Below are 25,516 nucleotides of genomic sequence, written 5' to 3'. Positions count from 1 at the left end.
TGAAAAATGTAGCGAGCGAAGGCCAGGCAAGGCGAAATCAGCCAAAAAAGCGCAGTGTACGAGTTGTACATGAGCATTTTGAGACGCCGCGTCCCGGGCTGATTTCAACGCCGCATAGCCGAGTGCAGTAGATTTTCAACGGCCTGTTAGAACGGCTAGTGTCGTGTCAATCATGAAATGTCTGGCCATTGTAGGGTGGGTCGGACCGCGCAGGTTAGCGGCGCCAAGCTCCGAACGTTCAGGCAGCGCTATCGTGGCAAGCCGCGCAACCCACCAGGCGATCGGCCTGCGTCGCACCGATGGTGGGTTACGGCGCAACGGATCTTGCAGGCTCATCGCTAGCGGTAGCATGCGCCTAACCCACCCGACAGGGATCGCGGCACATGGGTAAGACCGCGATTAATCGACATTTAAACGTTGTCGTGACACTAGCGGCCTGCGCGCTATGGTGAAGAGCAGTAAGGATGTATCAGGGCCACAGACGCCGAAATTGACTAATCGAATAGTCGCGCAGGCCACAGGGGAACCCAAGGCCAGTAACAGCGGCCTAAACTTGCTAGACCGCCCCGGAGAGCCTCATGAACCGTACCGAAACCGACAGCCTCGGCCCAATCGAAGTCCCTGAAAACGCCTACTGGGGCGCTCAAACCCAGCGCTCACTGGTCAACTTCGCCATCGGTGAAGAGCGCATGCCGCTAGCCGTAGTACGCGCCCTGGCGCTGATCAAGAAAGCCGCGGCACGCGTAAATAACCGCATCGGCGACTTGCCACACGACATTGCCCAGCTGATTGAACAGGCGGCCGACGAGATACTCGCCGGCCAGCATGACGATCAATTTCCCTTGGTGGTGTGGCAGACCGGCAGTGGCACCCAGAGCAATATGAACGTCAACGAAGTGATCGCCGGGCGTGCCAATGAGCTGGCCGGTGGTGCCCGCGGCGGCAAGAGTCCGGTGCATCCGAACGATCACGTCAATCGCGCGCAAAGTTCCAACGACAGCTTCCCCACCGCCATGCATATCGCTACCGTCAGCGCCGTACAGCAGGAACTGTTGCCGGCCATCGCTGAGCTGTCCGGCGGCTTGGCTGAACAGGCCGCACGCCACAGCCATCTGGTGAAGACCGGACGCACGCACATGATGGATGCCACACCCCTCACCTTCGGCCAGGAGCTTTCGGCCTTCATCGCGCAGATCGACTACGCTGAGCGCGCGATACGCGCCACCCTGCCAGCGGTGTGCGAGCTGGCTCAAGGTGGCACCGCAGTCGGTACCGGACTCAACTCGCCACCTGGCTTCGGCGAAGCCATGGCCGCCGAACTGGCGGCCTTGAGTGGCCTACAACTGGTCAGCGCGCCCAACAAGTTCGCGGCACTGGCCGGGCATGAGCCGCTGACCAGTCTGTCTGGCGCCCTGAAGACCCTCGCCGTGGCCCTGATGAAAATGGCCAATGACCTGCGCCTGCTCGGCTCCGGCCCGCGTGCCGGGCTTGCCGAGGTCAGGTTGCCGGCCAACGAGCCGGGCAGTTCGATCATGCCGGGCAAGGTCAACCCGACCCAATGCGAAGCTCTATCGATGCTGGCGTGCCAGGTGCTGGCTAACGATGTCGCCATCGGCTTCGCCGCCAGCCAGGGACACCTGCAACTGAACGTGTACAAGCCGGTGATCATCCATAATCTGCTGCAATCCATTCGCCTGCTCGCCGACGGCTGTCGCAACTTCCAGCACCATTGCATCGAAGGCCTGGAGCCAGACGCCAGGCAGATGGCCGCGCACCTGGAACGCGGCCTGATGCTGGTGACCGCTCTGAACCCGCACATCGGTTACGACAAAGCCGCGGATATCGCCAAGCAGGCTTATCGCGACGGCAGCACCCTGCGCGAAGCCGCATTACAGCTGGGCTACCTCAGCGCAGAACAGTTCGACGCCTGGGTGCGCCCGGAAAGCATGCTCGAGGCTGGCCAGCATGACTGAAGCGAGTAAAAGCGGCGCCACCCCACTGGAAGGCGACGGCAAGCGTATATTGATGATTCTTGGCACACCGAAAAGCACCAGCCTGTGCCACGCCCTCTACGAAGCCTATGCTCAAGGCGCGCGCAACGAGGGGCATGTGGTGCGTCACCTGAAGCTGGGTGAGCTGCGCTTCGATCCGGTGTTGCGCTACGGGTACGAGCAGAGCCAGCCACTGGAAACGGACTTGCTCGAGGCGCAGCGGCAGATTCACTGGGCCGAACACCTGGTGTTCGTCTATCCGGTCTGGTGGGGCGGCTTGCCGGCGTTGCTCAAAGGCTTCTTCGACCGCATTTTCTTGCCGGGCTTTGCCTTCAAACACCATGGTCGTTCGCAGGCGCAGAACAGGCTGCTGAGTGGGCGCACCGCCGATTTACTGGTGACCCTGGACACCCCGCCCTGGTACTTCCGCTGGATTTACGGCGCACCGGCGCACCGCCAGATGACCCGCAGCATATTAGGCTTCAGCGGCATCAAAACCCGCCATTTGGCCGAGTTCGCGCCGGTGCGCCCCTCCTCCGAGGCGCAGCGGCAGAGCTGGTTACGGAGGGCAGAAACGCTCGGCAGCCGCGCCTAAGCAGTCGTGTGAAAATTAGCCATGCCCCTATCGCAACGACTCAGTCCGTAGCCCGGATGAAATCCGGGAGCGATGTACGGCCTTCCTGGGCTTCACCCGGGCTACGCGGGTTCGAGCCAACTACAGCTGCGCGGTCAGACGCGCGCGGCGCGTGCGCAAGCGCGCCATCAGCGACGGACCCAGTGCAGTCAACGCCGAGCCCAGCACCACCATTACCGCGCCGCCGTACGCGATGCCGTTGATCTGCTCGGGCCGCACAAAATCCGGCCACCAGCTAGCTGCCAGCGCCACCGAGCCAAAAGTCACCAACGGGGTAATCGCCAGGGTTGCACTGATCCGCGAGGCTTCCCAGTGCGCCAGCGCCTCGGCGAAAGCACCGTAGGCCACCAGGGTATTCAGGCAACAGGCCAGCAATAGCCAACCCTGCAGCGGACTGAGTTGCAGCACCTGCTGCGGCATCGCCCAGGGCGTCAGCAGCAAGGCACAAGCCAGATAGATCACCATCATCACCTGCAGGGAATTCCACACCGTCAGTAGTTGCTTTTGCGCCAAGCCGTAAAAAGTCCAAACGAACGCCGCCAGCAATACCGTCAGCACTCCGGCGGTGTACTGGCTGAGCGAAGTCAGCAACTCGCCCAGGCGCTGATTGAAAAACAGCAAGAAGCCCAGCACCAGGACGAGCAAACCGATGCCCTGGCCCAGACTGAAGCGCTCACGGAAGACGAACAGACTGCTGATCAGCAGCAAGATCGGCGCAACCTGAATCACCAGCTGGGTAGTCCCCGGGCTGAGCAGGTTCAAGCCGACCAGATACAGCACGTAGTTGCCGCTAAGCCCGGCAATCGCCAAAGCCAGTAACCAGCCACCCTTCTTGCCCAGCGGCCGAAAGCGCGGCAAGCGCCGACTCGCGGCCAGATAGGCCAACAGAATCGAGCCTGACACCAGCAGGCGATACCAGGTCACGGTGACCGGATCCATCACCTGCAACACTTGCTTGAGTTTGATCGGTAATACGCCCCAGAGCACCGCGGTAAGCAACGCCAGGAGCATGCCGTAGAGCCAACGTCCAGAAGAAATATGCATGACAGCCTCGAATGCACGGCGGCAGTCAAAGCCTGAAAGAAAGCGAGCCGACACCGTAAAGCGGCATTTTAGGTCTGCATCGAGAAACTACACAGTCACAGTTCGACTGGGTTGCGGGCGGAAACTGTACTGTTGCCACGCATCAACCTGTCAGGTAACTGACGCCAAAATTCAGTAAATGCACGATAAATAACCGCCAATAGAGGTAAAATCGGCCATTTGTCGCTAACCCAAACACGCGAGAACAGTCGGGCTAGACTTAAACCATTGAGCTCAATGCGTGAGGTTTCGTCATGTTCGGTCAACGCACCATCGATCCAAGCCCCGGCACGCACTACCGCAGCGAGCGGGTCAGTACGGTCAATGGGCAATACTTTTTTGCCACCCGTGAAGGCACTTTGGAGGGGCCCTACTTCACCCGAGTCGATGCCGAACGGGAGATCGCCTTCTATGTCCGCCGCATGAATCAGGCCAGTGACATCATTGAGAGTCGATCATTCTAGTTGCGGTATCTCACCCATAAAAAAACCGCGCTTGAAGCGCGGTTTTTTTATGGCATAACAGCAGTTAGCGCACCGCCTCGAACAAGCCGGTAGCCCCCATGCCGCCGCCCACGCACATGGTGACGATGCCGTAACGCAGGTTGCGTCGTTGCAGCTCGCGCACCAGGTGGCCGACCTGACGCGAGCCGGTCATGCCAAACGGGTGGCCAATCGAAATCGAGCCGCCGTTGACGTTGTACTTGGCATTGTCGATCTGCAGGCGATCGCGGGCATACAGGCACTGGGAAGCGAAGGCTTCATTGAGCTCCCACAGATCGATGTCGGCAATGCTCAGGCCCTTGGCCTTGAGCAACTTGGGCACGGAAAACACCGGACCAATGCCCATCTCATCCGGCTCGCAACCGGCGACGACGAAGCCGCGGAAGAAGGCTTTGGGTTTGAGCCCCAGCTCGATGGCTTTATCCAGGCTCATCACCAGGGTCATCGAGGCGCCGTCGGACAATTGCGAGGCGTTGCCGGCGGTCACCGAGCCATCCTCGGCAAATACCGGTTTGAGTGCGGCCAGGCTCTCCAGGGTGGTGTCGGGGCGATTGCAGTCGTCACGATCAACCACGCCTTCGACGATCTGCTTCTCGCCAGTGGCCTTGTCTTCGACCAGGTACTTGATCTGCATCGGCACGATTTCATCGTCGAACAGACCTGCGGCCTGCGCCTGCGCAGTGCGCTGCTGGCTCTGCAGGGCATAGGCATCCTGGGCTTCGCGACTGACGTTGTAACGGCGGGCGACGATCTCGGCGGTCTGCCCCATCGGGTAGTAGATGCCCGGCACCTCTTGCTGCAGGATCGGATTGAACAGGTGATCGGTGTTCATGCTCTTCATGGTCAGAGTGATCGACTCGACGCCGCCGGCGACGATGATCTCGCTGCAGCCCGAGGCCACCTGGTTGGCGGCGATGGCGATGGCCTGCAGCCCCGAGGAGCAGAAGCGATTGAGGGTCATGCCGGCCACCTGAGTGCCCAGCCCGGAGAGCACCGCCACATTACGGCCGATGTTCATACCCTGGGCGCCCTCATTGGAGCCGGCACCGACGATGCAATCGTCAACCAGCGCCGGATCCACGCCAGTGCGCGCCAGCAGCTCATTCACGCAGTGGGCCGCCATATCGTCTGGGCGAGTCTGATTGAACTTGCCGCGAAAAGATTTGGCCAAGCCAGTCCGTACGCTTTCGACTATCACCACTTCACGCATGAGGCACCTCATTGTTTGATGTTGAACAGACCTTGAGCATAAAACCGGACAATCTAAGGCGGCGACGATCATTCACCAGCCGTATGCGCAGCCATCCTGGCGGGTGGACGCAGAGCCCATGTACCTACCCTGCATTGCTCTACCAACCGCCATGCTGCGAGTCGCCGACTGGCTGGCGCCAAGTAAAATCCCTGGCACGTTCAATCTTTGCCAAACGCCGCCTCCAGCGCGGCGTTGATAGTGCGCAGCACTTTGACCCGGGCGAAGCGTTTATCGTTGGCCTCGACCAAGATCCAGGGGGCGATTTCGCTGCTGGTGCGGTCGACCATATCGCCCACCGCGTCGCGGTAGAGCGGCCACTTCTCGCGGTTGCGCCAATCGTCCTCGGTGATCTTGAAGCGCTTGAAGGGAATCGCTTCGCGCTGCTTGAAGCGCTGCAACTGGGTGTCCTGATCGATCGCCAGCCAGAACTTCACCAGCACCACCCCGGCATCGGTCAGTTGCTCCTCGAAATCGTTGATTTCGTCGTAGGCGCGCATCCAGTCGGCCGCACTGCAGAAACCCTCGACTCGTTCGACCAGCACCCGCCCGTACCAGGAGCGGTCGAATACGGTGAAACTGCCGCGCGCCGGAATATGCCGCCAGAATCGCCACAGATAGGGTTGTGCGCGCTCCTCCTCGGTCGGCGCAGCCACCGGCACGATGCGATACTGGCGCGGGTCGAGCGCCGCTGCCACGCGGCGAATGGCGCCGCCTTTACCCGCCGCATCATTGCCTTCGAACACTGCCACCAAGGCGTGACGACGCATGCGTTTGTCGCGCATCAATCCAGAGAAGCGCGCCTGCTCGCTGGCCAGTTGCTGTTGATACTCTGCCTTGGCCAATGACTGCCCCATGTCCAGGCTGTCGAGCAGGCTCCGCTCATCCAGGCTGGCGGTCAGCGGCGCGGCATGCGGCTGCGCCAAGGGTCGATTCTTCGTCTTCAGCGCCGCCTGCAGGCCTTCGAGGAGAATGCGTCCGACCGTCAGGCTACGGTAGTACTCATCCACCCCCTCCACCACATACCAGGGTGCATAGTCGCGATTGGTTCGGCGCAGCACGCGCTCACCGACCCGCACGAACTTGTCGTAGGTTTTCGACTGACGCCAATCCAGCGGGCTGAGGCGCCAGCTGTGCAGCGGGTCATCCTGCAGCGCCTTGAGACGGTCCTTCATCTGTACCTTGGACAGATGGAACCAGAATTTGAAGATCAGCGTGCCCTCGTCGCAGAGCATCTGCTCCAGGCTCAAGGCACCATCGATCGCCTGATCCAGAGCGGCCTTCTTCAAGCGCCCATGCACCCGCCCCTGGATCATCTGGCTGTACCAGTTACCGAAAAATATCCCGATGCGCCCCTTGGCCGGCAATTGCCGCCAGTAACGCCAGGCCGGTGGACGCGCCAACTCTTCATCGCTCTGCTGGTCGAAAGTACTGACCTGAATCAACCGCGGGTCCATCCACTCGTTGAGTAGTTTGACCGTCTCCCCCTTGCCCGCACCTTCGATGCCGCTGATCAGGATGAGCAGCGCAAAGCGTCCCTGTTGCTGCAACTCGTACTGGGCCTCCAGCAGCGCCTCGCGCAGCGCCGGCACGGCAGCCTCGAACGTGGCTTTATCGATGCTATGGCCTAGCTCGGCAGATTCAAACATGCGCAGTTCCCTGAGTAATCTAGTGCCAGCCTAGCGGATCGGTCACGCCTTTGTCCGCGCCCGCCGCGCGATAGCCACCCGGCAATCGGCTAGAATGCGCGCCTGCTCAACTCGGTAGCCAGCATGCCCGCCACTCCGCCCGACTTACCCGACACGCAACAGGCACAGCTCGACTGGGATGCCCACGGTCAGCCGTTATCGCGGCAGTACGACGATGTGTACTTCTCCTACGAGAATGGACTGGAGGAAAGCCGTTACGTATTTCTCGCCAACAACGATCTACCCGCGCGCTTCGCTGCCCTGAACGCAGGCGAACAGTTGCTGATTGGCGAAACCGGCTTCGGCACCGGACTAAACTTTCTCAGCGCCTGGCAGCTGTTCGAGCAGCAAGCACCCGCAGGCGCCCGACTGCATTTCGTCAGCGTGGAGAAATACCCGCTGGGCCAGCATGACCTGCAACGCGCCCTGGCTCTGTGGCCCGAGCTGGCACCTTTTGCCCAGGCCCTACTGGAACAATACGTCGCCCTGCATGCAGGTTTTCAACGGCTGCTATTTGCCGGTGGGCGCATCAGCCTGACCCTGCTGATCGGCGATGCCCTTGAACTGCTGCCGCAGCTGGATGCGCGCATCGATGCCTGGTTTCTCGATGGCTTCGCCCCGGCGAAGAACCCGGACCTGTGGACTCCCGAGCTGTTCGCCGAACTGGCCCGTTTGTCCGCTCCTGGCGCCAGCTTCGGCACCTTCAGCAGCGCCGGAGTGGTGCGCCGCGCCCTCAAACAGGCTGGTTTCCAGGTCAAGCGTACGCCCGGTCTGGGCAAGAAGTGGGAAGTGCTCAAAGGCCAGTTCATCGGCGAACCGCCACCTCCCGGAAAACCCTGGTTCGCCCGCCCAACGTTCCAACCAGCCGCGCGCCGCGCCCTGGTGATAGGCGCCGGCCTGGCCGGCTGCGCGACTGCCGCCAGCCTGGCCGCGCGCGGCTGGCAGGTCAGCCTGCTCGAGCGCCACGGCGCTATCGCGGCGGAGGCCTCGGGCAACCCGCAAGGTGTGCTCTACCTCAAGCTCTCGGCCCACGGCACGACGCTGTCGCGCCTGATCGTCAGCGGCTTCGGCCACACCCGCCGGCTGCTCGAACGCCTGCAAAAAGGCAGCGACTGGGACAATTGCGGTGTGCTGCAACTGGCTTTCGACGACAAGGAAGCCAAACGTCAGGCGCAACTGAACAGCGCCTTTTCCGACGATTTACTGCTGTCACTTGATCAAGCCGCCGCCGAGCGCATCGCCCAGGTCGCGCTACCGGCCGGCGGCCTGTTCTACCCCCAAGCCGGGTGGGTTCACCCACCGGCGCTGTGCCGCCTGCTCAGCCAACACCCCAATATCCGCGTGCTGCTGCACCAAGAAGCCCTCGAATTACGCCGTGAAGGCGCAGACTGGCAAGCCTGGAACGACGGGCAGTTGCTGGCCAGCGCAGCCGTAGCGGTGCTAGCCGGCGCCGCCGAGATCAAACGTTTCCCTTACAGCGCCGAGTTGCCGCTCAAGCGCATTCGCGGGCAAATCAGCTGCCTGCCTGTCACCCCACAGAGCGCGGTGCTCGGCACCGTGGTCTGCGCCGAAGGCTACATAGCTCCGCCACGCCTGGGAGAGCACACGCTGGGCGCCAGTTTCGACTTCAACAGCGATGATCTGAGCCTCAACAGCGCCGAGCACGCAAGCAACCTGGAACTGCTTGAGGACATCTCCAGTGACCTGGCCGAGCGTTTAGGCATCAGTCAATACAGCCCAGAGCAGCTCGAAGGCCGCGCGGCCTTTCGCTGCACCAGCCCGGACTACTTGCCCATCGTTGGCCCCCTGGCCGATCTTGAGGCGTTCAACCTGGCCTACGCGGTACTCGGCAAGGATGCCCGGCAAGTGCCGGACACCCCCTGCCCCTGGCTCGACGGCCTGTATGTCAACAGCGGTCACGGTTCGCGCGGGCTGATCACCGCGCCGCTGTCAGGCGAGCTTATCGCCGCCTGGCTGAATAACGAACCACTGCCGCTGCCGCGCGAGGTGGCAGAAGCCTGCCACCCCAATCGTTTCGCCCTGCGCAAGCTGATCCGCAACAGCTGACGATCCACTGCCGAGCACGCCTGTGCGCCTCGCGGCGTCGAGCCGCGACTGGCTGGCGGTGATGGAGACTTCCCAAGCGTGCCCGCTTTGCTATGGTTCACCCCATTAGCCTTAGCGGCGCCATGCAGTGCAATCGGGGCTTTCTGCTCTTTTTCTACGTTGCGGCCCCCTCGCCGCCATGGTCAATAGTGGCCTGGTTCAATTTATGGGCAATGGATTTTGGCAACACAAACTCGCCCAGATACTGGTTCCGGTCAGCCTGTCGGCCAGCCAGAAGCTTTTGGGAGGTAACTGAAATGCTCTTTCGTCAATTATTCGATAGCACCAGTTCGACCTACACCTACCTGCTGGCAGATGCTGGCGAGGCCGTACTGATCGATCCGGTCAAGGACAAACAGGATGATTACCTGCGCCTGCTTGGCGAGCTTAATCTGCGCCTGACACTGGCCCTGGACACCCACACCCATGCCGATCACATTACCGCGCTAGGGGATCTGCGCAGCGCAACCGGTTGCCGCTGCGGTCTTGGTGAACAGAGCGCCAGCACCTGTGCCAGCTTTGTCTTCACCGACGGCGATCACCTGCCATTCGGCAACTGCGCGCTGACGGTTTGGTACACCCCAGGGCATACGGATGACTCCTACTGCTTTCTGCTTCCCGCGGCAGATGGCCGGCCGATCAAACTGTTCAGCGGCGACACCCTGCTGATCCGCGGCACTGGCCGCACCGACTTCCAGAACGGCGACGCCCGCGAGCAATGGGCCAGCCTGCAACGCCTACTGGCGCTGCCCGGCGACACCGAGGTGTGGCCGGGCCATGATTATCACGGCTGGACCAGTTCAAGCATCGCCGAGGAAGCAGCGCATAACCCGCGCCTGCAAGTCGCCAATGCCCGCGCCTATGCCGCGCTGATGGCGGAGCTGAAACTGCCCGACCCGAAACTGATGGACATCGCAGTCCCGGCCAATCGCGCCTGCGGGCAGAAATAAAACTATTCGATTTCGCCACACAGCTCCGCTGCGCGTAAAAGGGCGGCGGTCAGGCTGTGCCGCTCCCAATCGCTCAGGCCGGCAAAGTGCTGACGAAATTCCGGCGGCAGCAAAGTTGGCGCCTGCTGCATCAGCTCGCGCCCGGCATCGCTGAGCAGCAACCAGTGGCGGCGACGGTCCTTATCGTCACGCTGGCGCTGCAGCAAGCCACGCTCCTCTAAACGGTCGAGCATTCCCGACAGGGTTGCGGCCGTCAGGCTGACCCGGCCACTGAGGTCGCTCGCGGTCAGCCGCGCCTCGCCGGCCAAAACGCGCAAGATCATCAACTGCATGGGGGTCAGCCCGCCAAAGCGACTCAGACGTTTGGCATGCACTTCCCCAGCTTGCTGCAGTCGCCGCATGGCCTGAAACAACGGCATTTCAAATGCGATGACAGATGACAAATCTATTTCAGTAGAAACTATTTTATTGTCCATAACCCTGCACACAGTCACTATTTAACTTTGACATGAAAGCATTTTTTTGTTCCCATGTAAAAGGTTCGGCAAGCCCGGACCACTCCCCAACGGCAACACCGGTAAGGAACCCTATGTGCGGAATAGCTGGAGAACTACGCTTTGATCAACGACCGGCCGACCTGGCTGCAGTCGAGCGGATCACCCATCATTTAGCCCCGCGCGGTCCAGACGCGCATGGCTTCCACAGTCAGGGGCCAGTTGCCCTTGGCCACCGTCGGCTGAAGATCATGGATCTCGCCGAAGCGTCCGGCCAGCCGATGATCGACAGCGATCTCGGCCTGTCCATGGTGTTTAACGGCGCCATCTACAACTACCCGGAACTGCGCAGCGAGCTGGAAGCCCTCGGCTACCGCTTCTTCTCAGGCGGCGATACCGAAGTGCTGCTCAAGGGCTACCACGCCTGGGGCACCGACCTGCTGCCGAAGCTCAACGGCATGTTCGCCTTCGCCGTGTGGGAGCGTGACACGCAGCAACTGTTCATCGCCCGCGACCGCCTCGGCGTCAAGCCGCTGTATCTGTCGCGCACCGGCCAACGCCTGCGCTTCGCCTCCAGCCTGCCGGCGCTGCTACAAGGCGGCGACATCAGCAAGGCGCTGGACCCGATCGCACTGAACCATTACCTGAACTTCCATGCTGTGGTGCCGGCGCCACGGACCATTCTGGCCGGAGTCGAAAAACTGCCACCGGCCAGCTGGATGCGCTTTGATGCCCAGGGCAACTGCGAGCAGCAGAGCTGGTGGCAGCTCGACTACGGCCCGCAGCGCGATGAAATCGCCTTTGGCCTGGATGAATGGCGCGACAAGGTGCTCGATGGCATGCGCGAAGCGGTCTCGATTCGCCAGCGCGCGGCGGTGGATGTCGGCGTACTGCTGTCCGGCGGTGTCGACTCGAGCATGCTGGTCGGCCTGTTGCGTGAGGCTGGGGTGGAAAATCTCTCGACCTTCTCCATCGGTTTCCAGGATGCTGGTGGTGAACGCGGCGACGAGTTCCAGTACTCGGATCTGATCGCCGAGCGCTTCAACACCCAACACCATCAGCTGCGCATCGGCGAGCACGAGATTCTTGAACAGCTGCCGGCGGCCTTCCGCGCCATGAGCGAACCGATGGTCAGCCACGACTGCATCGCCTTCTACCTGCTCTCTCGGGAAGTGGCCAAGCACTGCAAGGTGGTGCAGAGCGGCCAGGGCGCCGACGAGCTGTTTGCCGGTTATCACTGGTACCCACTGGTGGACGGTGCCGAGGATGCCTTCAGCGCTTACCGCAAGGCCTTCTTCGACCGCGAGCACGACGAATACGCCGAGTGCGTACAGCCCGAGTGGCTGACCAACGACCATGCCGGCGACTTTGTGCGTCAGCACTTCGCTCAGCCTGGCGCCATAGCCTCTGTGGACAAGGCGCTGCGCCTGGACAGCACGGTGATGCTGGTCGACGACCCGGTCAAACGCGTCGACAACATGACCATGGCCTGGGGCCTGGAGGCGCGCACACCGTTCCTCGACTACCGCCTGGCCGAGCTGTCGGCGCGCATCCCGGGCCGCTTCAAGCTGCCCGACGGTGGCAAGCACGTACTCAAGGAAGCCGCCCGTCAGGTCATCCCCAGCGAGGTGATCGACCGGCCCAAGGGCTACTTCCCGGTACCAGGTCTCAAGCACCTGGAAGGTGCGACGCTGGGTTGGGTACGCGACCTGCTGATCGACCCGAGCCAGGATCGCGGCCTGTTCAACCCGGCCATGCTCGACCGCCTGCTGACCGACCCACACGGCCAACTGACACCGCTGCGCGGCTCCAAGCTGTGGCAAATGGCGGCGCTCAACCTGTGGCTCAGCGAGCAAGGCCTGTAAGCCTGGTGCCCCGGCAAGCCAGCTGAACCTAGCACGGCTATCGGGGTTCTAAGCAATTGTTCGACCAGGGTCGCAGCCCGGACCGAGTCTGGGGATATCACGACTACATTCACGCGCCCGGGCACTGTCCGGGCGCAGCTGAAAGCCAAGGAAGCACACCCATGCGCGCCAATGCCTTCAATCAACGCCTGCTGCGCGGCCAGCCCCCCTCCTATGAACGCCTGCAGGCACGCTTCGCCGAAGATCGCGGCGCAGAGCTCTGCCAGCCCTTGGCGGTACATTGCGGCTGGGGTCGTTTGTTGATCGGCCACACCTTCCCGGACGCTGCGGTACTTGCTCAGGAGCTGCTGACCGAGCAGCCCGGCGAGCGCGATATTGCCCTGTACGTCGCCGCACCCCAACAGGTGCTGGCGCAAGCGCCACAACAGCTGTTTCTCGACCCCTCGGACACCCTGCGCCTGTGGTTCAGCGACTACCGTCCGGCGCGTCGCGGCTTTCGCGGCTACCGCATACGCCGCGCGCAGAACGCGGCGGACTGGCAGGCGATCAACTGCCTGTACCAAATGCGCGGCATGCTGCCGATCGACCCGGCCAAGCTGACCCCGCGCCATAAAGGGGGGCCCACCTATTGGCTGGCTGAAGATGAAGACAGCGGCGCGGTGATTGGCAGCGTGATGGGCCTCAATCATCAGAAAGCCTATCGCGATCCGGAAAACGGCAGCAGCCTGTGGTGCCTGGCAGTCGACCCGCAGTGCAGCCGCCCAGGCGTCGGCGAGGTGTTGGTGCGCCACCTCATCGAGCACTTCATGAGCCGCGGCCTGAGCTACCTCGACCTCTCGGTGCTGCACGACAACCGTCAAGCCAAGGGGCTCTACACCAAGCTGGGCTTTCGCGAGCTGCAAACCTTCAGCATCAAGCGCAAGAACGGCATCAACCAGACCCTGTTCCTCGGCCCCGGCCCGCAAGCTGAACTGAACCCCTACGCACGGATCATTGTCGACGAAGCGCTGCGTCGCGGGATCGAGGTGCAGGTGGACGATGCCGAAGCCGGGCTACTGACTCTCAGCCATGGCGGCAGACGCATTCGCTGCCGTGAGTCACTCAGCGACCTGACCAGCGCCGTGAGCATGACCCTGTGCCAGGACAAACGCCTGACCCATCGTGCCCTGGTCCGCGCTGGACTGAACGTACCTGCGCAACAGCTGGCTGGCAGCGCCGCCGATAACGCGGCCTTCCTCGCCGAACACGAACGCGTGGTAGTCAAGCCGGTGGATGGCGAACAGGGTCAGGGCGTGGCAGTCGACCTGCTCACCCCTACCGAAGTGCAGGACGCCATCGAACGCGCCAAGCCGTTCGACAGCCGGGTATTGCTCGAGAGCTTTCATGAAGGCTGTGACCTGCGCATCCTGGTGATTGGCTTCGAGGTGGTCGCCGCCGCCATCCGCCGCCCTGCCGAGGTGATCGGCGATGGCCGGCATAGCATCGGCGATCTGATCGATACGCAAAGCCGTCGTCGGCAAGCCGCAACCAGCGGCGAAAGCCGCATCCCCAAGGACGCGGAAACCCTGCGCACCCTGCATGCCGCCGGGCTCGATTACGACAGCATCCTGCCTCAGGGCCAGCACCTGGCAGTGCGCAAAACCGCCAACCTGCATACCGGCGGCAGCCTGGAGGACGTCACCGAGGTCCTTCATCCGGTACTGGCCGATGCGGCAGTGAAAGCGGCGCGGGCGCTGGACATCCCAGTGGTCGGCCTCGATCTGCTGGTACCGGCCGCGGATCGTCCCGAACACGTGTTTATCGAGGCCAACGAGCGTGCAGGTCTGGCCAACCATGAACCCCAGCCGACGGCAGAGCGCTTTATCGACTTGCTGTTTCCGCTGAGCCAGGTGATCAACTGACTGTCTCGCCACCGGTGTAGGGCCAGCTTGCTGGCGATATCCAGACCAGCCCGTAGCCTGGATAAGCCTTGGCGCAATCCGGGACCGCGACTCCCCGGATTGCATCCGGGCTCCGGGTTGCGCCGATGCTATTCGTAGGCTGGGCTTCAGCCCACCCGGATCTCCGTCTGACAATCGCTAGGCTCAAGCCCAGCCGGTTTTGGCTGGCGCCTAAACGCTCAATCCTACCGTCCACAAGGAGCCCTCTATGTCGCAACTCCCAGAACCCGACCTCGACTACCTCCAGAAAGTGCTGCTGGAAATGCTCGCCATCCCCAGCCCAACCGGTTTCACAGACACCATCGTGCGCTACGTCGCAGAACGCCTGGAGGAACTCGGCATCCCCTTCGAGCTGACTCGCCGCGGCACCATCCGCGCCACCCTCAAGGGACGCCAGAGCAGCCCCGACCGCGCCGTTTCCGCGCACCTCGACACCATCGGTGCCAGTGTCCGCGAGATCAAAGACAACGGCCGGGTAGCCTTGGCTCCGGTGGGTTGCTGGTCCAGCCGCTTCGCCGAGGGCAGCCGTGTCAGCCTGTTCACCGATCACAGCGTGCTGCGTGGCAGTGTGCTGCCGCTGCTGGCTTCCGGGCATGCTTTCAACACCCAGGTGGACGAGTTGCCCATCAGCTGGGATCACGTGGAGCTGCGCCTCGACGCCTACTGCAGCACCCGCGCCGATTGCGAGACCCTGGGCATCGCCATTGGCGACGTCGTGGCCTTCGACCCCCTACCTGAGTTCACCGAAAGCGGCCACATCAGCGCACGGCATTTGGACGACAAGGCCGGAGTTGCGGCGCTGCTGACCGCGCTGAAAATGCTCCGCGAAAGCGGCATAGAACCGGAAATCGACTGCCACCCATTGTTCACCATCACCGAAGAGGTCGGCTCCGGCGCAGCGGCAGCCCTGCCCTGGGATGTCAGCGAGTTCGTCGGCATCGACATTGCCCCAGTTGCGCAGGGCCAGCACTCCAGCGAACATTGCGTCAGCGTGGCCATGCAGGACTCCGGCGGTCCTTACGATTACCACCTGTCACGGCACCTGCTGCGCTTGGCAAGTGAGGGCGACATTCCGACGCGCCGTGACCTGTTCCGCTATTACCACAGCGATGCGCAATCGGCGGTCACCGCAGGTCACGATATTCGTACCGCCCTGCTGGCCTTCGGCTGCGATGGCACCCATGGCTATGAACGCACCCATATCGACAGCCTGGCTGGCCTGACCCGCCTGCTCAGCGCCTACATGCTCAGCCCGCCGGTGTTCGCCAGCGATGCACAACCCGCGCAAGGCTCACTGGAGCGCTTCAGCCACCAGATCGAGCACGACGCGCAGATGGAAAGCGAGACGCGTGTACCTACGGTCGACAGTTTGCTCGGCAGCCATCGTGACCCGGACGCTTGAAGGGCCATGCACATCCGGGCACAGTGACTAACATGGATACACGCGCGGCGTGAAGTGACCTGTGAGGGGGCTGCAGCGAGTCAGGATGACCGAGGTGCTGAGAGCGGGTTTGCTACGCGTCATGCAGTGATATGACGAAAAGCGCAATCCATGCTCAGGGCCACGGACACCGAAATGGACTCATTGATCTAGCCCCACAGGCCACTAGCGCCCGAATAATGACAATGGAAATCGCGGATGCCGCGTATATGCTTGGCCTTGCTGTTGCTCTGGCTCTCTGTTCCGGCCTGGGCGTTGCTGCCTGTCCCCCTCGATACAGAAGACTTGCGCGTGCCGCTCGGACCCTCCATGGGCTATCTGGAAGACCCCGAGGGCACGCTGAGCGTCGAACAAGTCGAGGCAATTGCCGACGACCGCTTCACGCCGGTGCACGGCGAGCATGCCAACCTCGGCAAGAACGCATCGGTGTGGTGGTTCAAGGTCCGCCTGAACAATAGCCTCGGACATGATCTGGGCGGCTATCTGGAAATCAATTACCCGCTGCTCGACGACCTGCAAGTCCATTTGGCAGCTGCCGACGGTCATTGGCAGCTACAGCGAAGCGGCGACCAATACGCGTTCTCCCAACGACCGGTGCTGGTACGCAACTTCTGGTTCCCGCTCAACCTGACACACGGCGACAATACCCTGCTGATTCGCGTCGACAGCACCAGCACTATCTATATCCCGCTATTCTTCAGCACCTACCACGCCAGCGCCGCCGCCCAGGAAGACCTCATGGGCATCAATGGCGCCTTCTACGGCGTGCTGTTTGCAATGTTCTGCTACAACCTGTTCCTGTTCCTCTCGCTGCGCGAGCCGGCCTATTTCTGGTACCTGGTGTACAACCTGAATATTGGTCTGTTCGCCGCCAGCTTTGACGGCATGTTGTTCAAGCTGTTGCCGCAACACGTCGGCTTGCAGTCGGTGAGCATCTATATCCTGATGTACTTGCATTGCTTTAGCGCCACCCAGTTCAGTCGCCATTTCCTGCATACCCGCCAGCACTTTCCGCGCCTGGACCTCGGCCTGCGCCTGTTCATGCTGGTGATCGCCGGCTGCATGGTTTCGCTGCCCCTGATCGGTCTGCAGGCCTGGAATATCCTCGCCAGCCTGACGGTGCTGGCTTCATCCCTTGTATTGCTGCTTGGTGGCGCCTATGTCTGGCGTCAGGGTCTACGCTATGGGTCCTACTACACCCTGGCCTGGGGCATCCTGCTCGCCTCGTTCATCATCGTCACCAGTGGCTCGCTGGGGATCGAACTGTTCGGTCTGTATGGCGCCTCAGTGGTGAAAATTGGCGTGACGTTCGAGTTGATCACCCTGTCCATCGGCTTGGCCGATCGCATCAACATGCTCAAGGAGGAAGGCTTTCAGTCACGCCGCGCCGCCGAGCAGGCAGAAGTCGAGAATCAGGCCAAGAGCCGTTTCCTGGCCAAGATGAGCCATGAAATACGCACCCCGCTCAACGGCGTGCTGGGCACCCTGCAATTGCTGCAAGAAACCTCACTGGATCGTAGCCAACGCTTCTACCTAGACACCATTTCCAGCTCGGGCAATTCATTGATGACAGTGATCAATGACATCCTCGACTACGCACGGATCGAGTCCGGCAAGCTCAGTCTGGAACATATCGAGTTCGATCTGGAAAAACTGATCTCAGACATCCTCAGCCTGTTCACTGGACAGGCCCTGGACAAACATCTGCGCCTCTATATCAGCCTGGAAAACGGTGTTCCACGCAAGTTGCAGGGCGACCCGACACGGCTTAAACAGATATTGATGAACCTGCTCAGTAACGCGCTGAAATTTACCCTGGAAGGCCATGTGGCAGTATATGTCAGCCGACGCAGCGATTCGCAGGGCAATCCACACCTGGTGTTCAGCATCCGCGACAGCGGCATCGGCATCACCCCGCAGGCCCAGGCGCAGCTGTTCGAGTCCTTCGCCCAGGGCGACTCCAGCACCACCCGGCGCTATGGCGGCAGCGGTCTCGGCCTAGCGATTAGCAAGGAGCTGGTGGAGATGATGGGCGGTCACATCGACGTAGAAAGCACCCCAGGCCAGGGCACGCGCTTCACCTTCGACCTGCCCCTCTGCAGCGAAGAAGCCGAGCCTGACCCACTGAACCAGCTGCTCAATGGCCGGCCTGCGCTGCTCGCCTCGCTCGACGGCCTCGGGCTGGATGCCTTGAGTCACCTACTCGGGCGTTGGGGCATGCGTACCGAACGCTGCCAAAACCCGGAGCGCCTGCACGGTTACCTGGAGGATTTCGCCACACCGCCGCTGCTGGTGCTGATGGCGCCTTGGCCGGGCAGTGCCAGCCACTGGCTGGATCCGCTACAGCCACTGCTGCAGCCCGGTCAACGGATATTGCTGTTGTGCCCGGCGGAGCAGTGTCAGCAACTGCCACCCAACGACAGCCTGCGCTTGCTAAGCCTCGCACAACCACCGGCGGTTACCGCGCTACGCACAGCCTTGAACGAACTGTATGAGGAGCGCCGCAGCGAAGTGCGCAGCCTGCCGCAGGCCGTGCGTAGCGACGGTGGCGCCCCCTGTATTCTGGTCGCCGAAGACAACGCGGTGAATCAACTGGTAGTACAAGGGTTCCTGAAAAAGCGTGGCTACCAAGTGCGCTTGGTGCCCAATGGGCTGGCCGCAGTCAACCAGTACCAACGCGACCCAATGGCGATTCAGCTGATCCTGATGGACTGCGAAATGCCGGAAATGGATGGCTTCGAGGCGACCCGGCAAATCCGTCGACTGGAGCGTCAGGGCAACCTGCTCGCAGTACCTATCATCGCCTTGACTGCGCACATCCTTGAGGAGCACCGCCAACGCAGTGCCGAGGCCGGCATGGATGACTTTCTCGGCAAGCCCCTGGACAGCGCCCAGCTGTACAGCACCCTGGATCGCTACTTGCTGGGACAGACCTCGGATGCCCCCAGCTAGTTGCCTGCACGGCGTACCGAGCTGACTCAATCCCGCGCCCACTAACTGGTTTATCCATTCGGCACCCGCGAGCCCGGACGTCTCGACACGAAGCCCAGCATGGCCAGACATCCCATCACGCGTTAGCATCGCCGCTGCGTTCTGGAGAACTACACCGTGCTGATCCCCCCGACCCTGCTAGAAGCCGACACCCTCACCCGCCTGATCGAAGACTTCGTCACCCGTGACGGCACCGACAACGGCGACGAAACCCCACTGGATACCCGTATCCAGCGGGTACGCCGTGCCCTCGATAAAGGCGAAGCGGTCATCGTCTTCGACCCGGAAAGCCAGCAATGTCAACTGGCGCTGAAACGCGATGTGCCCAAAGAGTGGCTGCAAGAACTCAGCGAGTAATTCGCTCGCCTGCCTTGTTAGCCCAAGAGCGCTACGCGCCCTCACATCGCATCACCGGCATGCCTCGTGGCAATACAGTGGGTATGTGGGAGCGGCCTTGGCCGCGATGGCAATTGACCTGCAACGTAGCGCCGCACAACCCGCCACATCTCTGCCCGCAATGTTCGGCCCCTCCCGTAGCCCGGATGCAATCCGGGAAGATGCGGAACTCGGATTACATCCAGGCTACGAATAAAGCGGGTCGCCTTGTCAAAGCCTATATGCCGGTACTCCAGCCGACCCACCCATGCGTGCCAGAGCGCGCCCAACCCATCGGCTTAGCCGCGCAACCCGCCCTCCCGCTCCCAAGCGCAGCGCACGCGTAGCGCGCCGTCCTGAGGGCTGTGAAACCCGCTGTCCGACTCCCAGCGAAAGGTGTGAGTGCCGCTCAACTCGGTATCCAGATGCACCACTGCGCTACCCCAGTACAGGCGCTTGAGCAGCGCCTCGAAGTGCTCGATCCACAGGCTCCACTCGTACTCGACTGCGCGGTAGCTAGCGCCGAAGTGGATCACTTGAGTCTGGTACAGACCATCGCCCGGCTGCTGGCAAAATGCGAACATTTCACGCCCAAGAAATGGCCAGACATCGCCGTCCGGCAACGCGCCCAGCACTTGGTGGTTAATCTCTCGACGCAGACGGCTCTCCTCCGCGCTATCCGACGGCCAGTCACGGATGCAGCCATAGACGATGGATTCAGACTCCACACCGGCACTCCAAAAAATCAAGGCTGCCTTCTATCACAGGGCCAGGAATCAAGGAAGGAACTGCGGCGAAACTTTGCCTATTTAACGAGCAATCCATGCACCCAGCCGGGCACCACACAATCAGGACAGCGGTCGAGCCAGAACCACTGCAGGCTCAAATACCTGTTGCAACACGCTGAACAACCTAAAATCCCGTGGGAGCGGTCTTGACCGCGAAACCCTGTGTTGTGACGTGCACAGCTATCGCGGCTCAGCGCGCGCCCACACCAGTACTCTCAGGCCTTTGTAAAGGCCGCCCGAACGGGATCAACAGTCAACCGCCAGGATCAAACCGAGCGCGGCCCGTTGCGCAGTAACCAGGCCACCCAGGTCATCAATAACGCCAGACCGGTCAACACGATAAAAGGGGGCTGATAGTCGCCCGCCAGGTCACGCGCCAGACCAGTGAGAATCGGCGTCAAACTGGCCATGCTATAGCCGGTGCATAGCATCATCGCGGTCCAGCGACTGACCGCCAGCGGCGAGCCGGCCTCGTACAGCGGTAGTACCAGCGACAAGGCAAAAGAGCCGCCCAAGCCAAAACCGCTGGTCACGGCCCACAGCTCCGGCAGAACGGTCGGGGCAAAAGTGATCATCGCTAAACTGACGGTGGACAGCACTCCACAGGCCAATAGCAGCTGGTAGCGATTACCGAAGCGCTGGGCTAACCAGGGCAGCAGGAAGGAACTAGGCAAGCCCATTAACATCGCCAGACTGAACAATGAGTTGCTGTGCAGCAAGCTCAGACCGGCTTCGTGATAACGCGCCACGGCCCAGGTCGCCAGCGCGTAAAACAGCCCGGCCTGCAGGGCAAAGAAGCCGCTGATCAACCAGGCCCGCGGTTGCTGCCACGGCAAGCCAGCGCTGGCATCCGCAGAATCGTCAGTTTCCAACTGATTAGGCAGGCATAACCACAGCAGCACACCCAGCAACGCGGGCAAGGCCCACACTGCCAGCCCATAGGTCCAGCTGTCGCCGAACATCTGAGTTACCGGTGCGGTGAGTACCACCCCGCCCGCACCACCAATTGCCATGCCGAGGGAGTACCAGGCCACTACACGGCCCATCTGACCAACGAAGTAGCGCTTGATGAACCCCGACAATAATGGCCCCGCCACGGCAATCGCAGCCCCGAGCAGCACCGCGCTGGCTATAAGAATCGCGCTGGTCTGGCCAGCCAAACGCATCAGCAAGGCAAACGTGATCGCCGCCAGACACAGAACAATGGTGCGTTCCAGACCAAAGCGCAGCGCCAAGCGCGGCGCAACAGGCGCCAGCAAACCCATACACAGCACCGGCAGTGCCGTGGTCAGGCTGATCAGGCTTCGGCTCAACGCGAGCTCTGCGGCGATCCGTTCGATCAGCGGTGCCAGGGAGGTGATGCCGGGACGCAAATTAATCGCTGCCAGCACCAAGGCCAGCAACAGCATGGCCCGGGGGACGGTTTTCACAGAGAGTCCAACATGTTGACGACCCATCAGGGCGGACCCGAGACCCTACCCCTAGGCCAGCTCAAGGACAAGCCTGAGCGCGCATTAAATTGACCAATCAGTCAGCTCGGTAAAACCAAGCAAATCAGCCTTGCTTGGCTTTAGCGCGCATCTTGTCTGCCATCCCGGTCATCTCGTCATACAACAGCTGTGGATTCTTCTGCTTCAACGCCCATGCCATGCGGCCCTGCTCATGCGGCAGAATCATGAACTCGCCCTTGGCCATTTCTTCATAGATATAGTCAGCGATATCGGCAGCATTGATAGGCGAACTCTCCAACAGTTTGCCAACCTGGGCCTTCATCGCCGGAGTCGGGCCACGGAAGGAGTCAAGCAGGTTGGTCTGGAAAAACGACGGGCAGACCACATGCACGCCAATTTCCTGCAGCTTCAGCTCGATCAACAGACTCTCGGATAACGCCACCACACCTGCCTTGGCCACGTTGTAGTTACTCATTGCCGGGCCCTGCATCAGGGCCGCCATCGAGGCGATATTGACGATCTTGCCCTTGCTGCGTTCGAGCAGCGGCAGAAATGCCTTGCAGCCCTTGACCACACCCATCAGGTTGATCGCGATCTGCCAATCCCAGTCCTCAAGCGACAGTTCGCTGAAGAAGCCACCCGAAGCCACACCGGCGTTGTTGACGATGACATCGATACCGCCGAACTTCTCCTCACAGGCTTGCGCCAGTGCCGTCAGCTGACTGTAGTCACGCACATCGCAGCGCTGAGTAAAGCCATCACCGCCAGCGGCGCGTACCAGCTGTAGGGTTTCAGCCAAGCCCGTCTCGTTGACATCGGACAGCGCCAAGCGCCAACCCTCTCGCGCCCAACGCAGGGCAATCTCACGACCCAAACCCGAACCTGCGCCGGTAATCATCATGCGATTTTGCATACAGAGGTCGCCTTGTAGTGCTATGGAAGATAGGCCGCAGTGTAGCGAAGGAAATAACTCCACCCACCCACCATCATGCTTCTGAATGACCAAGGCAAATAGCTGATGCTAGCCATTCGCTAATAGCCCGATGCGCAGCCCCGAGCGAAACCGTGGGAGCGCCCTTGGCCGCGACAAAGACTGACCTCAACGCACTACTTGACCGCAACACCCCATCCGCACGCCCATTGCCGCCATTATTAAACCTGGTACTTAATACTTACAAAACACCGGGCAGCTAGCCATAAATCAGCGCCTGCGCTTCAAACGCAGCAGTAGCAAGGTATAAATCAGCAGATTCAGCGCGAGCACAAAGCCCCCAAGCCACAGTTGGATCTGTGGGGTCAGCCCCGCGGGATAGATCAGTGGAATCAGGTAGTGCTCGACAAAGCTCCCGCTATAACCCGCCTGCCCGGCAGCCACACGCAGGCTGTTCTCCAAAGGAGTCAATGGACACTGCAAGTGCCATATCTCCGCGACCACGCCCCACACAGCCGCAGGCAGGTGAAGCCAGATCAACCAATGCCAGCGCATCACCAGCAAACCACCGAACAGCACGAAGGCGATAAACAACAGGTGGGTTAGCAGCACAGCATCCGCGGCAATACGCAAGAGCATAGTGATACCCGCTTCGAGAGCGCTCAACAGAGCGTTGAACAAGGTAACGAGCCTGGCCCTTGTAGGAGCGAGCTTGCTCGCGAAGCACTGGCTACTGCGCCCAGATCGCCAGCATGCCGGCTCCTACAAAAAGCGCCATCACTCGCTGCACTTACATATTGATGGCACCGTGTAGATGGATACGCGTTGTATTTAGGCGGACACAGCGCTCACTACCTATCCAGCTACTTACCGCCTTCATCAACAGCCAATAGTGCAGAGACAGCCGTCAGGACTCAATTCGTTGCTTCTGGTGAATCCAATCGACGATCTCACCCTCGGGGGTATAGCCGCTCACCGTCTTGCGAAGCAACTGGCGCACCTGGTTGTAATCATCGCGGTCCACCGCTCCAAGCAGCTCCTGCATAGTGACCTTGAAGGCCTCCCATGACAGGTGCTCCTCATTGGCGCGCATGATCATCGGGTGGTCAGTCGGACTGACGTTGTCACCTATCAGCAGTTCTTCATAGAGTTTCTCGCCTGGGCGCAAGCCGGAGAACTCGATGGCAATATCGCCATGGGGATTCTTGCTCGAGCGCACACTAAGCCCGCTGAGGTGAATCATCTTCTCCGCCAGATCAATAATCTTCACCGGCTGGCCCATGTCCAGCACGAACACATCACCGCCCTGCCCCATCGCGCCGGCCTGGATCACCAGCTGCGCAGCCTCGGGAATAGTCATAAAAAAGCGGGTGATATTCGGGTGAGTCACCGTCACCGGGCCACCACGACGAATTTGGTCATAAAAGCGCGGAATTACCGAGCCAGAGGAACCCAATACATTGCCAAAGCGCACCATGGTGAAACGGGTCGTGTTGACCTGGTGCACACCTTCAGCATCGCCAAACAATACAGGAGCCGACTCGCGGCTCAATGCTTGCAAAACCATTTCAGCCAGGCGCTTGGTACTACCCATCACATTGGTTGGCCGCACCGCCTTGTCGGTGGAAATCAGTACGAAATTATCGACCCCGGCCTTCACCGCTGCCTGAGCGGTGAACAACGAGCCCATCACGTTATTCAATACGCCTTCGGCAATGTTGTGCTCCACCATGGGCACATGCTTGTAGGCGGCGGCGTGGTAAACGGTGCTCACCTCCCAGGTGCCCATCACATCCAACAAACGATCTGCATTACGAACGGAACCAAGAATAGGTACCAGCTGCAGCGGCAGCGATTCCCGCTCTATCTGCTGTGCCAGTTCGCTGTGGATACTGTAGAGATTGAACTCGCTGTGCTCGAATAGCAGCAACGTGGTCGGACCACGACCGATGATCTGCCGACACAGCTCGGAACCAATCGAGCCACCAGCCCCCGTCACCATCACCACTTGGTCGCGAATGCAGCGCTCGAACAATTCCTGTTGCGGCGGTACAGCATCACGGCCCAGTAGGTCCGCGATGTCCACTTCCTGAATATCGTCGACCTTGACCCGACCGCTGGCCAGATCCATGAAGCCAGGGACGCTACGTACGTGCAAAGGGTATTCTTCGAGGAGTTGCAACACCTCCCTACGCCGCCCACGCGTAGCAGAAGGCAATGCCAAGAGGATCTCCTGAGCGCCTGTCTCATCTATCATCTGCTGAATATGCTTGGGCTTGTATACCCGCAAGCCGGCAATCACCCGACTGGCGATACCACTGTCATCATCGATAAACGCCACCGGGCGCATTGCACGCCCCATACGTAAGGCCGCCACCAACTGGTTGCCGGCCGCACCTGCGCCATAAATCGCAACTTTGGGTAAACCGTTTTCGCGACTCATGAACGGCATCGGTTGGCTGGCAGAAAACCAGTCGCCCATAAAATACTGGCGCATTGCCAAACGCAAGCCACCCACCATCAGCAAACTCAGCCACCAATAGTTGATCACCAACGAACGCGGTACCACTGCCGGAGCGTCGCGATACCAGTACACGGCCAATGCGAGGAATAAAGCCGACAGGGTTACCGCCTTAGCTATAGCCAGCAGCGCGTCGTTACCAAAATAGCGCATCACCGCACGGTACATACCGAATTTAATGAACAAGGGGATGGCAATGGCAGGGGCGATTATGAACAGCCAGAGGTGGCCACCCAACGGATGAATCAGATCATCCGTGCCCAAGCGCGCGACGAACGCCAACCACAGAGCGCCCCACACCAGTAGCACGTCAGTGAACACCTGTAACAAACGCTTATAACGCCGCGGTAAACCCACAAGTCGATTACGCAACGCATCGGCACGTCCTAACACAACAACACCTCAATTTTTTGGAGTCTGAATAAGCCTCGTAGACCTAATATTAAACGAACCAACTACGAACTCATCACTCGGCTAAATAAAACCTGGAGAGTTTCACTCGCAGCAACAACAGG

Annotated in this window: 19 protein-coding genes; 10 read left to right on the top strand and 9 right to left on the bottom strand. The window is 60.9% G+C overall.

Annotated features, from left to right (window positions below; translation table 11 throughout):
- Positions 1-578 precede the first annotated feature (578 nt).
- Together TMS3_RS12560 and TMS3_RS12555 are read left to right on the top strand one after the other, a co-directional pair.
- Positions 579-1,973, top strand: a complete 1,395-nt coding sequence (locus TMS3_RS12560; RefSeq protein ID WP_025165627.1) for a class II fumarate hydratase — start codon at positions 579-581, stop codon at positions 1,971-1,973.
- Positions 1,966-2,586 (top strand): NAD(P)H-dependent oxidoreductase, encoded by a 621-nt coding sequence (locus TMS3_RS12555; protein WP_025165626.1) that lies wholly within the window; start codon positions 1,966-1,968, stop codon positions 2,584-2,586. Before TMS3_RS12560 ends, TMS3_RS12555 begins: the two co-directional genes overlap by 8 nt.
- Before the next feature lie 120 nt (positions 2,587-2,706).
- Here the strand turns inward: TMS3_RS12555 and TMS3_RS12550 are convergent, their stop codons facing one another.
- Positions 2,707-3,669: a DMT family transporter gene (locus TMS3_RS12550; protein WP_025165625.1), complete on the bottom strand. Its 963-nt coding sequence runs from the start codon at positions 3,667-3,669 to the stop codon at positions 2,707-2,709.
- A 293-nt stretch (positions 3,670-3,962) separates the two neighbouring features.
- Here TMS3_RS12550 and TMS3_RS12545 point away from each other — a divergent pair, with 293 nt between their 5' ends.
- Positions 3,963-4,172 (top strand): DUF6316 family protein, encoded by a 210-nt coding sequence (locus TMS3_RS12545; protein WP_025165624.1) that lies wholly within the window; start codon positions 3,963-3,965, stop codon positions 4,170-4,172.
- Positions 4,173-4,236: 64 nt separating this feature from the next.
- Here TMS3_RS12545 and TMS3_RS12540 read toward each other — a convergent pair whose 3' ends face one another.
- Positions 4,237-5,421: a thiolase family protein gene (locus TMS3_RS12540; RefSeq protein ID WP_025165623.1), complete on the bottom strand. Its 1,185-nt coding sequence runs from the start codon at positions 5,419-5,421 to the stop codon at positions 4,237-4,239.
- 200 nt (positions 5,422-5,621) lie between these two features.
- Positions 5,622-7,109, bottom strand: a complete 1,488-nt coding sequence (gene pap / locus TMS3_RS12535; protein WP_025165622.1) for a polyphosphate:AMP phosphotransferase — start codon at positions 7,107-7,109, stop codon at positions 5,622-5,624.
- A gap of 123 nt (positions 7,110-7,232) precedes the next feature.
- Here pap and mnmC point away from each other — a divergent pair, with 123 nt between their 5' ends.
- Both mnmC and TMS3_RS12525 read left to right on the top strand, forming a co-directional pair.
- On the top strand, positions 7,233-9,215 hold the full coding sequence (gene mnmC, locus TMS3_RS12530) for a bifunctional tRNA (5-methylaminomethyl-2-thiouridine)(34)-methyltransferase MnmD/FAD-dependent 5-carboxymethylaminomethyl-2-thiouridine(34) oxidoreductase MnmC (RefSeq protein WP_025165621.1): 1,983 nt from the start codon (positions 7,233-7,235) through the stop codon (positions 9,213-9,215).
- Between the two features lie 296 nt (positions 9,216-9,511).
- Complete coding sequence (locus TMS3_RS12525) at positions 9,512-10,204, top strand: MBL fold metallo-hydrolase (protein WP_025165620.1); 693 nt, start codon at positions 9,512-9,514, stop codon at positions 10,202-10,204.
- A gap of 2 nt (positions 10,205-10,206) precedes the next feature.
- On the opposite strand, the gene TMS3_RS12520 is transcribed toward TMS3_RS12525, so the two are convergent.
- Complete coding sequence (locus TMS3_RS12520) at positions 10,207-10,680, bottom strand: MarR family winged helix-turn-helix transcriptional regulator (protein WP_025165619.1); 474 nt, start codon at positions 10,678-10,680, stop codon at positions 10,207-10,209.
- A 113-nt stretch (positions 10,681-10,793) separates the two neighbouring features.
- Here TMS3_RS12520 and TMS3_RS12515 point away from each other — a divergent pair, with 113 nt between their 5' ends.
- The 5 genes from TMS3_RS12515 (at position 10,794) to TMS3_RS12495 (ending at position 19,292) form a co-directional block, all read left to right on the top strand.
- Positions 10,794-12,563 (top strand): N-acetylglutaminylglutamine amidotransferase, encoded by a 1,770-nt coding sequence (locus tag TMS3_RS12515; RefSeq protein ID WP_025165618.1) that lies wholly within the window; start codon positions 10,794-10,796, stop codon positions 12,561-12,563.
- Positions 12,564-12,724: 161 nt separating this feature from the next.
- Positions 12,725-14,464 (top strand): N-acetylglutaminylglutamine synthetase, encoded by a 1,740-nt coding sequence (ngg, locus tag TMS3_RS12510; protein WP_025165617.1) that lies wholly within the window; start codon positions 12,725-12,727, stop codon positions 14,462-14,464.
- 247 nt (positions 14,465-14,711) lie between these two features.
- Positions 14,712-15,905: an osmoprotectant NAGGN system M42 family peptidase gene (locus TMS3_RS12505; protein WP_025165616.1), complete on the top strand. Its 1,194-nt coding sequence runs from the start codon at positions 14,712-14,714 to the stop codon at positions 15,903-15,905.
- Positions 15,906-16,142: 237 nt separating this feature from the next.
- Complete coding sequence (locus TMS3_RS12500) at positions 16,143-18,896, top strand: hybrid sensor histidine kinase/response regulator (RefSeq protein ID WP_025165615.1); 2,754 nt, start codon at positions 16,143-16,145, stop codon at positions 18,894-18,896.
- Between the two features lie 156 nt (positions 18,897-19,052).
- A complete protein-coding gene (locus tag TMS3_RS12495; RefSeq protein ID WP_025165614.1) occupies positions 19,053-19,292 on the top strand; it encodes a YheU family protein in 240 nt (79 codons plus the stop codon).
- Between the two features lie 317 nt (positions 19,293-19,609).
- On the opposite strand, the gene TMS3_RS12490 is transcribed toward TMS3_RS12495, so the two are convergent.
- From TMS3_RS12490 to TMS3_RS12470, 5 genes are all read right to left on the bottom strand, one after another.
- The gene (locus TMS3_RS12490) at positions 19,610-20,038 is read right to left on the bottom strand and encodes a hypothetical protein (protein ID WP_025165613.1); all 429 of its coding nucleotides are present in this window, start codon (positions 20,036-20,038) and stop codon (positions 19,610-19,612) included.
- A 326-nt stretch (positions 20,039-20,364) separates the two neighbouring features.
- Positions 20,365-21,528 (bottom strand): MFS transporter, encoded by a 1,164-nt coding sequence (locus tag TMS3_RS12485; RefSeq protein WP_025165612.1) that lies wholly within the window; start codon positions 21,526-21,528, stop codon positions 20,365-20,367.
- Positions 21,529-21,652: 124 nt separating this feature from the next.
- Positions 21,653-22,462: an SDR family oxidoreductase gene (locus tag TMS3_RS12480; protein WP_025165611.1), complete on the bottom strand. Its 810-nt coding sequence runs from the start codon at positions 22,460-22,462 to the stop codon at positions 21,653-21,655.
- A gap of 288 nt (positions 22,463-22,750) precedes the next feature.
- Positions 22,751-23,119, bottom strand: coding sequence for a DUF2784 domain-containing protein (locus TMS3_RS12475; RefSeq protein ID WP_025165610.1), 369 nt, complete (start codon positions 23,117-23,119; stop codon positions 22,751-22,753).
- A gap of 268 nt (positions 23,120-23,387) precedes the next feature.
- Entirely contained in the window at positions 23,388-25,394 is a 2,007-nt protein-coding gene (locus TMS3_RS12470) for a polysaccharide biosynthesis protein (RefSeq protein ID WP_152985500.1), read from the bottom strand.
- Positions 25,395-25,516: the final 122 nt, after the last annotated feature.

Source organism: Pseudomonas taeanensis MS-3, assembly GCF_000498575.2.
GTDB lineage: Bacteria > Pseudomonadota > Gammaproteobacteria > Pseudomonadales > Pseudomonadaceae > Aquipseudomonas > Aquipseudomonas taeanensis.
The sequence above is the reverse complement of the archived record's forward strand: the minus strand, read 5'-3'. Positions and strand labels throughout refer to the sequence as shown.

Excerpts from the sequence above, each read along its gene's own strand:
- pap (WP_025165622.1), bottom strand. The coding sequence starts at position 7,109 with ATGTTTGAATCTGCCGAGCTAGGCCATAGCATCGATAAAGCCACGTTC.
- TMS3_RS12525 (WP_025165620.1), top strand. The coding sequence starts at position 9,512 with ATGCTCTTTCGTCAATTATTCGATAGCACCAGTTCGACCTACACCTAC.
- TMS3_RS12515 (WP_025165618.1), top strand. The coding sequence starts at position 10,794 with ATGTGCGGAATAGCTGGAGAACTACGCTTTGATCAACGACCGGCCGAC.
- TMS3_RS12545 (WP_025165624.1), top strand. The coding sequence starts at position 3,963 with ATGTTCGGTCAACGCACCATCGATCCAAGCCCCGGCACGCACTACCGC.
- TMS3_RS12475 (WP_025165610.1), bottom strand. The coding sequence starts at position 23,119 with ATGCTCTTGCGTATTGCCGCGGATGCTGTGCTGCTAACCCACCTGTTG.
- TMS3_RS12520 (WP_025165619.1), bottom strand. The coding sequence starts at position 10,680 with ATGGACAATAAAATAGTTTCTACTGAAATAGATTTGTCATCTGTCATC.
- mnmC (WP_025165621.1), top strand. The coding sequence starts at position 7,233 with ATGCCCGCCACTCCGCCCGACTTACCCGACACGCAACAGGCACAGCTC.
- TMS3_RS12505 (WP_025165616.1), top strand. The coding sequence starts at position 14,712 with ATGTCGCAACTCCCAGAACCCGACCTCGACTACCTCCAGAAAGTGCTG.
- TMS3_RS12550 (WP_025165625.1), bottom strand. The coding sequence starts at position 3,669 with ATGCATATTTCTTCTGGACGTTGGCTCTACGGCATGCTCCTGGCGTTG.
- TMS3_RS12555 (WP_025165626.1), top strand. The coding sequence starts at position 1,966 with ATGACTGAAGCGAGTAAAAGCGGCGCCACCCCACTGGAAGGCGACGGC.
- TMS3_RS12560 (WP_025165627.1), top strand. The coding sequence starts at position 579 with ATGAACCGTACCGAAACCGACAGCCTCGGCCCAATCGAAGTCCCTGAA.
- TMS3_RS12540 (WP_025165623.1), bottom strand. The coding sequence starts at position 5,421 with ATGCGTGAAGTGGTGATAGTCGAAAGCGTACGGACTGGCTTGGCCAAA.
- TMS3_RS12480 (WP_025165611.1), bottom strand. The coding sequence starts at position 22,462 with ATGCAAAATCGCATGATGATTACCGGCGCAGGTTCGGGTTTGGGTCGT.
- TMS3_RS12500 (WP_025165615.1), top strand. The coding sequence starts at position 16,143 with ATGCCGCGTATATGCTTGGCCTTGCTGTTGCTCTGGCTCTCTGTTCCG.
- ngg (WP_025165617.1), top strand. The coding sequence starts at position 12,725 with ATGCGCGCCAATGCCTTCAATCAACGCCTGCTGCGCGGCCAGCCCCCC.